This is a genomic window from Massilia arenae, assembly GCF_008014745.1.
Taxonomy (GTDB): domain Bacteria; phylum Pseudomonadota; class Gammaproteobacteria; order Burkholderiales; family Burkholderiaceae_D; genus Telluria; species Telluria arenae.
On sequence record NZ_VPFD01000003.1, the window covers coordinates 300,611 to 312,163 of the forward strand.

At 66.2% G+C, this 11,553-nt stretch carries 11 protein-coding genes; 9 read left to right on the forward strand and 2 right to left on the reverse strand.

Annotated elements, in window-relative coordinates; all coding sequences use genetic code 11:
- Nucleotides 1-65 precede the first annotated feature (65 nt).
- Nucleotides 66-821, reverse strand: coding sequence for a GntR family transcriptional regulator (locus FVD38_RS03940; RefSeq protein WP_147933610.1), 756 nt, complete (start codon nucleotides 819-821; stop codon nucleotides 66-68).
- Between the two features lie 123 nt (nucleotides 822-944).
- Between FVD38_RS03940 and FVD38_RS03945 the strand changes: the two genes are divergently transcribed.
- Both FVD38_RS03945 and FVD38_RS03950 read left to right on the forward strand, forming a co-directional pair.
- The gene (locus FVD38_RS03945; RefSeq protein ID WP_147933611.1) at nucleotides 945-2,243 is read left to right on the forward strand and encodes a serine hydrolase domain-containing protein; all 1,299 of its coding nucleotides are present in this window, start codon (nucleotides 945-947) and stop codon (nucleotides 2,241-2,243) included.
- Nucleotides 2,244-2,359: 116 nt separating this feature from the next.
- Nucleotides 2,360-3,595, forward strand: coding sequence for a D-amino acid dehydrogenase (locus FVD38_RS03950; RefSeq protein WP_147933612.1), 1,236 nt, complete (start codon nucleotides 2,360-2,362; stop codon nucleotides 3,593-3,595).
- Between the two features lie 14 nt (nucleotides 3,596-3,609).
- Here the strand turns inward: FVD38_RS03950 and FVD38_RS03955 are convergent, their stop codons facing one another.
- Nucleotides 3,610-3,912: a HigA family addiction module antitoxin gene (locus tag FVD38_RS03955; protein WP_147933613.1), complete on the reverse strand. Its 303-nt coding sequence runs from the start codon at nucleotides 3,910-3,912 to the stop codon at nucleotides 3,610-3,612.
- Nucleotides 3,913-4,080: 168 nt separating this feature from the next.
- Here FVD38_RS03955 and FVD38_RS03960 point away from each other — a divergent pair, with 168 nt between their 5' ends.
- Genes FVD38_RS03960 through bioB form a run of 7 tightly spaced genes read left to right on the forward strand, consistent with a single transcriptional unit; the run spans nucleotide 4,081 to nucleotide 11,386 of the window.
- On the forward strand, nucleotides 4,081-4,533 hold the full coding sequence (locus FVD38_RS03960; protein WP_123069297.1) for a YchJ family protein: 453 nt from the start codon (nucleotides 4,081-4,083) through the stop codon (nucleotides 4,531-4,533).
- Nucleotides 4,534-4,569: 36 nt separating this feature from the next.
- Nucleotides 4,570-6,177, forward strand: coding sequence for a carboxyl transferase domain-containing protein (locus FVD38_RS03965; protein WP_147933614.1), 1,608 nt, complete (start codon nucleotides 4,570-4,572; stop codon nucleotides 6,175-6,177).
- 13 nt (nucleotides 6,178-6,190) lie between these two features.
- Entirely contained in the window at nucleotides 6,191-6,979 is a 789-nt protein-coding gene (locus tag FVD38_RS03970; protein ID WP_147933615.1) for an enoyl-CoA hydratase/isomerase family protein, read from the forward strand.
- A gap of 16 nt (nucleotides 6,980-6,995) precedes the next feature.
- The gene (gene bioA / locus FVD38_RS03975) at nucleotides 6,996-8,336 is read left to right on the forward strand and encodes an adenosylmethionine--8-amino-7-oxononanoate transaminase (protein WP_147933616.1); all 1,341 of its coding nucleotides are present in this window, start codon (nucleotides 6,996-6,998) and stop codon (nucleotides 8,334-8,336) included.
- The gene (bioF, locus tag FVD38_RS03980; RefSeq protein ID WP_147933617.1) at nucleotides 8,333-9,517 is read left to right on the forward strand and encodes an 8-amino-7-oxononanoate synthase; all 1,185 of its coding nucleotides are present in this window, start codon (nucleotides 8,333-8,335) and stop codon (nucleotides 9,515-9,517) included. The genes bioA and bioF overlap by 4 nt, the downstream gene beginning before the upstream one ends.
- Entirely contained in the window at nucleotides 9,514-10,341 is an 828-nt protein-coding gene (bioD, locus tag FVD38_RS03985; protein WP_147933618.1) for a dethiobiotin synthase, read from the forward strand. Before bioF ends, bioD begins: the two co-directional genes overlap by 4 nt.
- A 19-nt stretch (nucleotides 10,342-10,360) precedes the next feature.
- A complete protein-coding gene (gene bioB, locus FVD38_RS03990) occupies nucleotides 10,361-11,386 on the forward strand; it encodes a biotin synthase BioB (RefSeq protein ID WP_123069305.1) in 1,026 nt (341 codons plus the stop codon).
- Nucleotides 11,387-11,553: the final 167 nt, after the last annotated feature.

Consider the following 11,553-nt stretch of genomic DNA (forward strand, 5'->3'; position numbering starts at 1 on the left):
AACCAGTGTAATACCAATTCGGCAAGCCATCCCATGAAAGGAACGTCCGCCGCCATGCCGCGAGGTTATGCGGGAGCGCCCGGCGTAGGGCGTCTTAGTTCGGCCACGAAGTCATAGTGATCGCTGCGGCAATAGGAATGGGTCAGCTCGACCGGCTCGCCCGATTCCAGGTAGCCGATGCGGGTGATGAACAGCACCGCGCGGCCTTCCGGCACGTCCAGGCGCGCCGCCAGCTCGGCGTCGGCGTTCATGGCGCGGATGTGCTGCAGCGCGCGCACCGGCATGTGGCCGCTCTTGCCCAGGTGGGCGTAGAGCGACGCGGCCACACCCTCGGGACGCGGCAGCACCGTGGCCGGGATCACGCTGATTTCATAGGCCATCACCACGTCGTCGGCCAGGCGCAGGCGTTCCAGGCGCGCCACCCGCGCGCCGGGCGAGAGGCCCAGCGAGAGCTGCTCGTCGGCGTCGGCCAGGACCACTTCGCGGCGCAGCCACTCGGAGCGCGGGGTATAGCCGCGCTGCTGCAGCTGTTCCGAAAAACTCGACAGGTTCGACAGCGGCTGCTCGATGCGCGGGGCGATATAGTTGCCCGAGCCGCGGCGGCGCACCACGAGGCCCTGCTCGACCAGCTGGTCGATCGCCTTGCGCGCGGTGACGCGCGAGACGTCGAGCTGCTCGGACAGCATGCGTTCGGAGGGCAGCGCCTGGTCGGCCTGGTAGCGGCCGTCGCGCACGTCCTGCGCCAGCTTGCGCGCCAGCTGCATGTAGAGGGGAGAGTTGTCGTCCAGGTTGACCTGGAATCCGGGACCGGGGGTGTTCATACCGTGGAAGCATACCACTTGAGACCAATACAAAAGAGTTATGACTTGCCTACTGCTATTCATTAGGCAAGCGTTTCGGGCTTTCCGTATGCTGATCCGGCAAACACGATAAAAGGGAATGAAATGAATCACGGCAGGCGATCCCTGCTCGGCATGGTCATGCTGGGCGCGATGGAACCGCTGTTCGCGGCGATGCCCGTGGGCGCCGGCGGCGTGGCGTCTTCGCTCGACGCCGAGCTGGCCGCCATCGTCGACGACCCTGCATTTCCTCTCGCCAGCCTGTCGGTGGCGGCCGTACGCGCGGGCCGGCCGGTGTACGAAGGCGCGTTCGGGCGCCGCACCATCGGCAACGGCTCCCTGCCCGACCGTCCGGCCACGCCCGACACCTTGTACCGCATCGCCTCGATCTCGAAACTGGTCACCACGCTCGGCCTGATGCGCCTGCTGGAAGACGGCAAGATCGATCTCGATGCCGACGTCTCCGGCTACCTCGGTTTCAGTTTGCGCAATCCGCATTTCGCCAGCCAGGCGATCACGCTGCGCCACCTGCTGCTGCATACCTCCTCGCTGCGCGACGACGGCGGCTACTTCTGGCCGGCCACGACGGCGCTCAAGGACGTACAGCCCGCCTGGTCGGGCCACGCCGGGCCTGATGGCGCCTATTACACCTATTGCAACCTGGGCTTCGGCCTGATCGGCACGGTCATGGAACGCGTGACAGGCGAACGCTTCGACCGCCTGATGACGCGCCTGCTGTTCCAACCGCTCGGCCTGCAGGCCGGCTACAACCCGTCCGAACTGCCGCAGGCGGCGCAGGACCGGCTGGCGACCATCTACCGCAAGCGCGCGGTGGACAGCGACACCTGGCAGCCCGACGGGCCCTGGGTCGCACAGGTGGACGCCCCCGGCATCCAGCCACCGCCCGGCCTGGCCGGCTACGCGCCGGGCACGAACGCCACGCCGTTCAGCCCGACCGGCGGCCTGCGCATCTCGGCGCGCGATCTGGGCGTGATCATGCGCATGCTGATGGCGGGCGGCGTCCATGATGGCAAGCGCCTGCTGCAGGCGGCGACGATCGAGCGGATGTTCGCGCGCCACTGGGCCTACGATGGCGTCGGCGGCAACGGCAACCCGCTGGGCAGCATCCTCAGCCCGCGCGGCCTGGGCAATGCTCATTATCCGGACGGACCCGGGATGTGGCTGACGCCCGGCTTGGACGCGGTGGGCCACCTGGGCGACGCCTATGGCCTGCGCTCGATCTTCGCCATGGACCGCGCCAGTGGCAACGGCATCGTGGTGCTGGCCGGCGGCAGCGCGCGCGATCCGGCGACCGATCCGGGCCGCGACTCCACGCTGGCGCGCTACGAGGAGCGCGTGCTGGCGAGCGTCTACCGGCGCGCCATCCTCGGCCAATCTGCCTGAACGGCCCTGCAAATGCGTACATATATGCCGGTTATGACTTCGCCCCCACGATTCATTGGCGGCCTGTCCGTACAGCCTCTAAGCTCCTTTCCCCTATTTGAACAAACGAGTCTGGCATGCAGCACATCATCGTGATCGGCGGCGGCGTTGTCGGCCTGGCATCGGCCTGGTGGCTGGTGGAAGCCGGCTATGGCGTCACCCTGCTCGAGCGCGCGCCGGAAGTGGGCAGCGGCGCCAGCTACGGCAATGGCGGCCAGCTCAGCTACCGCTACGTCTCGCCGCTGGCCGACGAGGGCATACCGCTTAAGGCCGTCAAATGGCTGTTCCAGGCCGACGGTCCGCTGCGCTTCAAGCCGGAAGCCGACCTGCGCCAGTACCGCTGGCTGGCCAGCTTCCTGGCCCACTGCCGCGCCGACGTCAACCGCCGCACCACGGCCAAGCTGCTCGAGCTGGGAGAATGCTCGCGCAGGGCGATGCAGCAGCTCGAGCTGGCGGTGCCGCCCGAATCCTTCCACTGGCGCGACGCCGGCAAGCTGGTGGTCTACCGCTCGCGCGAGGTGTTCGCGGCGGCCGCGTCGAAACCCGGCGCCGGCCAGGTCTGGACGCCCGAGGAATGCGGCGCGCGCGAACCGGCGCTGGCAGCCAGCCAGCACCTGCTGGCCGGCGGCATCTACAACGCCGGCGAGGCGGTGGCCGACTGCCACGCCTTCTGCCTGGCCCTGGCCGAGCGCCTGCGCGAACATCCGCGCTTTCGCGGCTTCGTCCATGGCGAGGCGACCGGGCTGTACGCCGAGCGTGCACGCATCCGTGGCGTCGAGACGGACGGCGGGCTGCTCACGGCGGACGCCTACGTGCTGGCGGCCGGGATCCAGAGCCGCGACCTGGCCGAATCGATCGGCATCCACCTGCCGCTGTATCCGCTCAAGGGCTACAGCCTCTCCGCCCCGATCCGCCAGGACGACGTGGCGCCCGAGATCAGCGTCACCGACTTCGAGCGCAAGGTGCTGTATGCGCGCATCGGCGACCGGCTACGGGTAGCGGCCATGGTCGACATGGTGGGCGAAGACCTGCGCCACGATCCGAAGCGGGTCGACGGCCTGACGCGCCAGGTGCGCGAAACCATGCCGCGCGCGGCGGATTATTCGCAGGTGTCGGTGTGGGCGGGATTGCGGCCGGCGACGCCGAGCAGCGCGCCGATCATTGGGGCCACGCGCTACGACAATCTGTGGCTGAACGTCGGGCACGGGCCGTTGGGGTTTACCTTTGCCTGCGGGACGGCTGCGGGGCTGGCTGACCTGGTGCAGGGGAAGGCGCCGCCGTTTGGGTTGGATGGGTTGACGCTGCGCCAATAAATTTCGTTCATGCCTCAAGAGCTACAACGTGGCTGGATCATCTTGGTGATCGATTCTCCAGACAGGGACTTGGCTGTTTGAAGCTCGTACATCGTCTGCAAGTTCATCCAGAACTCTGGAGTCGTTCCGAAGTAATGTGAAAGGCGCAGCGCCATGATTGGACTGATGCCCGATTTTTCGCGCCTGATCCTATTCACTTGTGCGGGACTGACGAGCAACGCGACGGCTAATGCATCACCTGACATTTTCAGTGGCACCAAATATTCTTCACGCAGAACCTCTCCAGGGTGAACTGGCCGCATTCGATTATCAAACATATAAGCTCCAGTACAAGTCCATACCCAACTGCTCAATTTTTAAGCTGCGGTTCGCTTTTACGATGAAATAGACACTTCGCCTGTCTATACGTTCCAGCAATTATCCTTGGCGCCGGAGCCATGCAACCTGCATGACCCACAGTCGCGAAATCGCGGATAATTGCCGCCATGTCCACCCGTCCCACCTCTCCCTGCCCCTGCGGCGGCCCCGCGTTCGAGCAATGCTGCGGCCCTTACCTGGCTGGCGCGGCCCTGCCGCCGACCGCAGAAACCCTGATGCGTTCGCGGTATACCGCGTTTACGCTGAAGGACGAGCCCTATCTGGTTGCCACCTGGCATCCAAGCACCCGCCCGCAGGAAGCGATCATCGACGAGTCCGAGCCCATGCGCTGGCTCGGACTCGAGATAAAAACTGCTTTACGTTTACGTCAACGTAAAGCAGAATTGCCGGACGATCCAGAGCAAGACCCGAACCGTGATACCGTCGAATTCGTCGCCCGCTTCAAGGTCGGCGGCCGTGCGCATCGCCTGCACGAAGTCAGCCGCTTCGTGCGCGAGCCCGGCCCGGATGGCGCGCTTCGCTGGTTCTACCTGGACGGCAGTTTCCCTGACAAGAAGTGACCGCCGGGAGAGGCGGACGAAACAAGAGGACGGCACATGCCCCAGATCGAGAGCAAACTGAACCCGCGCGGCGAGGACTTCAAGACCAATGCCGCAGCGATGCAGGCGGTGGTGGACGACTTGCGCGCGCGCGTTGCGCAACTGGCCCAGGGCGGTGGTGAAGCCGCCTGCGCCAAGCACCTTGCGCGGGGCAAGCTGCTGCCGCGCGAGCGCGTCGAACACCTGCTCGATCCGGGCACGCCCTTTCTCGAATTCTCCCAGCTGGCCGCCTACGAAATGTATGACGGCGCCGCCCCCAGCGCCGGCATCATTACCGGCATCGGCCGCGTATCGGGCCAGGAATGCGTGATCGTCTGCAACGATGCCACCGTCAAGGGCGGCACCTATTACCCGATGACGGTGAAAAAACACCTGCGCGCGCAGGAGATCGCCGAGCAGAACAACCTGCCCTGCATCTACCTGGTCGACTCGGGCGGCGCCAACCTGCCGAACCAGGACGACGTCTTTCCCGACCGCGACCACTTCGGCCGTATCTTCTACAACCAGGCGAACCTGTCGGCCAAGGGCATTCCGCAGATCGCCGTGGTGATGGGCTCGTGCACCGCGGGCGGCGCCTACGTCCCGGCGATGAGCGACGAGTCGATCATCGTCAAGGAACAGGGCACGATCTTCCTCGGCGGCCCGCCGTTGGTAAAAGCCGCGACCGGCGAAGTGGTCAGCGCCGAAGACCTGGGCGGCGGCGACGTCCACACCCGCCTGTCGGGCGTGGCCGACCACCTGGCCCAGAACGATCCGCACGCGCTGGCGCTGGCGCGCACCATCGTCTCGAACCTGAACCGGGTCAAGCCGGTGCAGGGCGCGCTGCGTGACAGCGTCGAGCCAAAATATGCGCCCGAAGAACTGTATGGCGTGATCCCGATCGACACCCGCAAACCGTTCGACGTGCGCGAAGTGATCGCGCGTGTGGTGGATAACAGCGAGTTCGACGAATTCAAGGCCCGTTATGGCACCACGCTGGTGTGCGGCTTCGCCCATATCTACGGCATGAAGGTCGGCATCATCGCCAACAACGGCATCCTGTTCTCCGAGTCCGCCCTGAAAGGGGCCCACTTCATCGAGCTGTGCTGCCAGCGCAAGATCCCGCTCGTCTTCCTGCAAAACATCACCGGCTTCATGGTCGGCCGCAAGTACGAAAACGAGGGCATCGCCCGCAACGGCGCCAAGATGGTCACCGCCGTCGCCACCGCCTCGGTGCCGAAGTTCACCGTCATCATCGGCGGCTCCTTCGGCGCCGGCAACTACGGCATGTGCGGCCGCGCGTTCTCGCCGCGCTTCCTGTGGATGTGGCCGAACGCGCGCATCTCGGTGATGGGCGGCGATCAAGCGGCGTCGGTGCTGGCCACCGTCAAGCGCGACGGCATCGAAGGCAAGGGCGGCCAGTGGTCGCCTGAAGAAGAAGCCGCGTTCAAGCAGCCGATCAAGGACCAGTACGAGCACCAGGGCCACCCGTATTACGCCAGCGCGCGCCTGTGGGACGACGGCGTGATCGATCCGCGCGACACCCGCATGGTACTGGGCCTGGGTCTGTCGGCGGCAATGAACAAGCCGATCGAGGACACGAAGTTCGGCGTGTTCCGCATGTAAGGGAAAGATGAATATGGACTATCAAACCCTCACCATCGCGATCGCCGACAAGGTCGCCACCGTCACCCTGAACCGCCCCGAGCTGCGCAACGCCTTCAACGAGCACGCGATCGCCGAACTGGCGCTGGCCTTCGATGAACTGGGCAGGAGCGATACGGTGCGCGCCATCGTCCTGGCCGCGAACGGCCCATCCTTTTGCGCCGGCGCGGACCTGAACTGGATGAAGAAGATGGCCGCCTACTCGCATGAAGAAAACCAGGAAGACGCGCTGCGCCTGGCCGATATGCTGCGCACCATCTACCTGTGTCCGAAGCCGACGGTGGCCAAGGTGCAGGGCGACTGCTACGCCGGCGGCATGGGCCTGGTGGCGGCCTGCGACATCGTCGTCGCCGTCGACACCGCCGGTTTTTGCCTGTCCGAAGTGAAGCTCGGCCTGATTCCGGCTACCATCTCGCCTTATGTGATCAAGGCCATGGGCGAACAGGCCGCGCGCCGCTACTTCCTGACCGCCGAGCGTTTCGATGCGCTTGAAGCGCGCCGCATCGGTTTCGCGCATGAAGTGGTGGCCGCCGATGCGCTGGACGCGACCGTCGCCGGCATCGCCCGTGCCCTGGTCAACAACAGCCCGAACGCCGTGAAGGAAGCCAAGACGCTGGTGCGCGACATCGTCGGCAAACCAGTCGACGATGCGCTGCTGGCGGACACCGCCGGCCGCATCGCCGCCATCCGCGCCTCACTGGAAGGGCGGGAAGGCGTGGCTTCCTTCCTTGAAAAACGCAAGCCCACATGGCTACAAACATAGAAATTGGAAACCTGAAGTGACTCAATCGACCTCCTCCGAGTGGATCGCGCGCAGCCTGCGCAGCGTATGGCATCCCTGCACGCAAATGCAGCACCACGAGGAGGTGCCGCTGATCGCGGTCAGCCATGGCAAGGGTCCGTGGCTATACGACTATGATGGCAAGCGCTATATGGACGGCATCAGCTCGTGGTGGGTCAATATGTTCGGCCATGCGAACCCACGCATCAACGCCGCGCTGAAAGACCAGCTGGACAAGCTCGAACACGCAATGCTGGCCGGTTTCACGCATGCGCCGGTGGTCGAGCTGGCCGAACGCCTGTCGAAGCTAACCGGCCATGCGCTGGGCCACGCCACCTTTGCCTCGGACGGCGCTTCCGCGGTCGAGATCGCGATGAAGATGAGCTTCCACGCCTGGCGCAACGCCGGCAAGTCGACCAAGCAGGAATTCGTCTGCCTGCAGGGCAGCTACCACGGCGAGACCCTGGGCGCGCTGGGCGTTACCGACGTCCCGCTGTTCAAGGACGCCTACGGCCCGCTGCTGCGCGCCTCGCACGTGGTGAGCGCACCGGATGCGCGCAACGCGGCGGAAGGCGAAACCGCCCAGGACGTGGCGCGCCGCGCGATCCTGGAAGTGAAGGAACTATTCGAGCAGCGCGGCGACAAGATCGCGGCCATCATCGTCGAACCGCTGGTGCAGTGCGCGACCGGCATGGCGATGTACGACCCGCTCTACCTCAAATTGCTGCGCGACCTGTGCGACCAGCACCATGTGCACCTGATCGCCGACGAGATCGCGGTCGGCTGCGGCCGCACCGGCACCTTCTTCGCCTGCGAACAGGCGTCGATCTGGCCCGACTTCATGTGCCTGTCGAAAGGCATCAGCGGCGGCTACCTGCCGCTGTCGCTGGTGCTCACCCGCGACGACATCTACCAGGCCTTCTACAGCGAAGACATCACGCGCGGCTTCCTGCACTCGCACTCGTACACCGGCAATCCGCTGGCCTGCCGCGCCGCGCTGGCCACGCTCGACATCTTCGAGGAAGACGATGTATTGAACCGCAATCGCGAGCTGGCGACCAAGATGACCATCGCGCTGGCGCCGCTGGCTGAACATGAACGCGCGCGCCATTTCCGCCAGCGCGGCATGATCTTCGCGTTCGACGCCATCGAACCGGACAAGGATCGCGCCTCGACCTTCTCGCGCCGCTTCTTCTCGACCGCGGTCGAGAACGAACTGCTGCTGCGCCCGATCGGCCGCACCGTCTACCTGATGCCGCCCTACGTGCTGGACGACGAAGACGTCGCCGGCCTGGCCGCGCGCACGCTCAAGACCTTCGAGTCGGTGATCCGGCCATGAACCTGATCGCCGACATCGACCGCAAGCTCGACGCGCTCGCCGCCCACAGCCTGGTGCGCAAGCGCCGCGTGACCGACGGCGCCTGCGCGCCGCGCCAGATCGTCGACGGTCGCGAACTGCTGGCGTTCTGCAGCAACGATTACCTCGGCCTGGCTTCGCATCCACATGTGATCGCGGCCCTGCAAGAAGGCGCGGCGCTGCATGGCGCCGGCAGCGGCGCCTCGCACCTGGTGTCGGGCCACGGCCGCGCGCATCACGTGCTGGAAGAGCGCCTGGCCGAATGGATGGCGCCTCATCTGGAACAGGCGCGCGCGCTCACGCTGTGCACCGGCTATATGGCCAACCTGGCGATCCTGACCGCGCTGGGCCTGGATGCCGACGCCATGATCTTTTCCGAGGAGCTGAACCACGCCTCGCTGATCGACGGTGCCCGCCTGGCGAAGGCCAGCGTCACGGTCTATCCGCATGGCGACGTCGAGGCACTCGCCGCGCAGCTCGAGGCCAGCACTGCCCGTACAAAAATCGTCGTCACCGACAGCGTCTTTAGCATGGACGGCAACCTGGCCCCGCTGCCTGGCTTGCTGGCCGCCTGCGAGCGCCACGGCGCCTGGCTGGTGGTCGACGATGCCCACGGCTTCGGGGTGCTGGGGGCGAACGGCCGCGGCGCGCTCGAACATTTCGGACTGCGCTCGCCCAACCTCGTGTATATGGGAACGCTCGGCAAGGCGGCCGGCGTCGGCGGCGCCTTCGTCGCGGCCCACGCCAGCGTGATCGAATTGCTGGTGCAGCGCGCCCGTCCCTACATCTACACCACGGCCTGTCCGCCGGCTCTTGCGCACGCCCTGCTCGCCAGCCTTGATATCATTGGCGGCGCCGAGGGTGCGCAGCGACGCGCCCACTTGGCGGGGCTGGTCAAGCAATTGCGCGAATCGCTGGATTTCCAACGTTGGAAACTGGTCGAGTCGCACACCGCGATCCAGCCCGTCATCATCGGCAGCAACGACGACGCGCTGCGCGCCTCCGCCGCCCTGCATGAACAGGGCCTGTGGGTGCCGGCGATCCGCCCGCCGACCGTGGCGCCGGGCACGGCGCGCCTGCGCGTGACCCTGTCGGCCGCCCACGGCATCGACGACGTCGCGCAGCTGGCGCAGGCGCTCAACAGACTGGAAAAAGCCTCATGAAAAACCTGAACGAGACGGACGACCCGATCGCCGCACCGCCGCCGGTGCTGCCGGAGGTCGAGCTCGACGAACCGACGCTGGAGCCGGAGCTCGAGGCACGCACCAATGACGGCGCGCCGATGCGCTTCACCTGCTTCGTCACCGGCACCGACACCGAGATCGGCAAGACCCTGGTCTCGAGCGCCATCCTGCACAAGCTGGTTGCCAGCGGCGTGCGCGCCTGCGGCATGAAGCCGGTGGCGGCCGGCGCCGAACTGCGCGATGGCGAGCTGCATAACGACGACGCCGACATGCTGTTCAAAGCGGGTAACGTGCACCTGCCTTCGTCGATCACCACACCGTATATGCTGCGCGAACCGGCGGCGCCGCACATCGCCGCTGCGCTGGAGAACGTCACCATCGAATCGGCGCCGATCATCGCCGCCTTCGCCGAGATCCAGGCCGCGTCCGACGCGGTCGTGGTCGAGGGCGTGGGCGGCTTCCGGGTGCCGTTCAACGACAACTTCGACAGCGCCGACCTGGCCGCACAACTGAACCTGCCGGTGATCCTGGTGGTCGGCATGCGCCTGGGCTGCATCAGCCACGCCCTGCTCACGGTCGAAGCGATCGTGGCGCGCGGCCTGGTGCTGGCCGGCTGGGTCGCCAACACGGCCGACCCCGATATGAGTTTCGAGCAAGAGAACATCGAGGCGCTGGCACAGCGCATCCCGGCGCCGCTGCTGGGCCGCGTGCCACGCCTGCAAACACCGACGGCCGCCGCGGCGGCCGAATTCATCGATCTCGCTGGACTGCCGGGATGGCCGTCCACGCGAGGCAAGTCCTGAAGGAACCACTATGTCCGATATGAATACCATCGCCCTGCACCGCCCGACGGCCGCCATCAAGCCTGCGGAGAACGCCACCTGGCCGCTGGCCGACGTGCTGGCGCTGTTCGAGCTGCCGTTCCCCGAGCTGATGCACCGCGCCTCGACCCTGCATCGCGAATACTTCCCGGACGGCGACGTCGAGCTGGCGACCCTGCTGTCGATCAAGACCGGCGGTTGCGAGGAAGACTGCGGCTACTGCCCGCAGGCGGCGCGCTACGACACCGGCGTCGAAGCCAAGAAGATCCTCGACATCGACACCGTGCTGGATGCGGCGCGCGCGGCAAAAGCCAGCGGCGCGACCCGCTTCTGCATGGGTGCCGCCTGGCGCAGCCCGAAAGAGCGCGACATGGAAAAGGTCGAGACCATGGTGCGCGAAGTGAAGGCGCTGGGCATGGAGACCTGCGCCACGCTGGGCATGCTGGAGGCCGGCCAGGCCGAGCAGCTGAAAAAAGCGGGCCTGGACTACTACAACCACAATATCGATACCGCGCCTGACTTCTACAACAACGTCATTTCGACCCGCGAATACCAGGACCGCCTGGACACGCTGGGCCGCGTGCGCGAAGCGGGCCTGAAGGTCTGCTGCGGCGGCATCGTCGGCATGGGCGAGACGCGCGAGCAGCGCGCCGGCCTGATCGCCCAGCTGGCCAACCTGAATCCGTATCCGGAATCGGTGCCGGTCAACCACCTGGTGCAGGTGGCGGGCACGCCGCTGCACGGCATGGAGAAGCTGGACCCGATCGAATTCGTGCGCACCATCGCGGTCGCGCGCATCACCATGCCGCAAGCGCGCGTGCGCCTGTCGGCGGGCCGCCGCGAGCTGGGCGAAGCGGTGCAGGCGATGTGCTTCATGGCCGGCGCCAACTCGATCTTCTACGGCGACAAGCTGCTCACCACCGACAACCCGGAAGCCGACGACGACCGCGTGCTGCTCGAGAAGCTGGGCCTCAAGACGCGCGCCGCCACGCTGGAATCGGTGCAGAAGGAAGCTTGCGGCTGCTAAGTAGTGCCGTCGTTCCCGCGGAGGCGGGAACCCAAGTTGCCAGCGCAGCGGCTACGTTTGATACGCGTGGCGACGCAACTGACTTGGGTTCCCGCCTGCGCGGGAACGACGAGAGATCAAGCGGTAACGATGCACAGCGGCTGGGGAGACACAGCCGCACCAATCCC

Excerpts from the sequence above, each read along its gene's own strand:
- FVD38_RS03945 (WP_147933611.1), top strand. The coding sequence starts at position 945 with ATGAATCACGGCAGGCGATCCCTGCTCGGCATGGTCATGCTGGGCGCG.
- bioD (WP_147933618.1), top strand. The coding sequence starts at position 9,514 with ATGAAAAACCTGAACGAGACGGACGACCCGATCGCCGCACCGCCGCCG.
- FVD38_RS03960 (WP_123069297.1), top strand. The coding sequence starts at position 4,081 with ATGTCCACCCGTCCCACCTCTCCCTGCCCCTGCGGCGGCCCCGCGTTC.
- bioF (WP_147933617.1), top strand. The coding sequence starts at position 8,333 with ATGAACCTGATCGCCGACATCGACCGCAAGCTCGACGCGCTCGCCGCC.
- FVD38_RS03965 (WP_147933614.1), top strand. The coding sequence starts at position 4,570 with ATGCCCCAGATCGAGAGCAAACTGAACCCGCGCGGCGAGGACTTCAAG.
- bioB (WP_123069305.1), top strand. The coding sequence starts at position 10,361 with ATGAATACCATCGCCCTGCACCGCCCGACGGCCGCCATCAAGCCTGCG.
- FVD38_RS03940 (WP_147933610.1), bottom strand. The coding sequence starts at position 821 with ATGAACACCCCCGGTCCCGGATTCCAGGTCAACCTGGACGACAACTCT.
- FVD38_RS03950 (WP_147933612.1), top strand. The coding sequence starts at position 2,360 with ATGCAGCACATCATCGTGATCGGCGGCGGCGTTGTCGGCCTGGCATCG.
- FVD38_RS03970 (WP_147933615.1), top strand. The coding sequence starts at position 6,191 with ATGGACTATCAAACCCTCACCATCGCGATCGCCGACAAGGTCGCCACC.
- FVD38_RS03955 (WP_147933613.1), bottom strand. The coding sequence starts at position 3,912 with ATGTTTGATAATCGAATGCGGCCAGTTCACCCTGGAGAGGTTCTGCGT.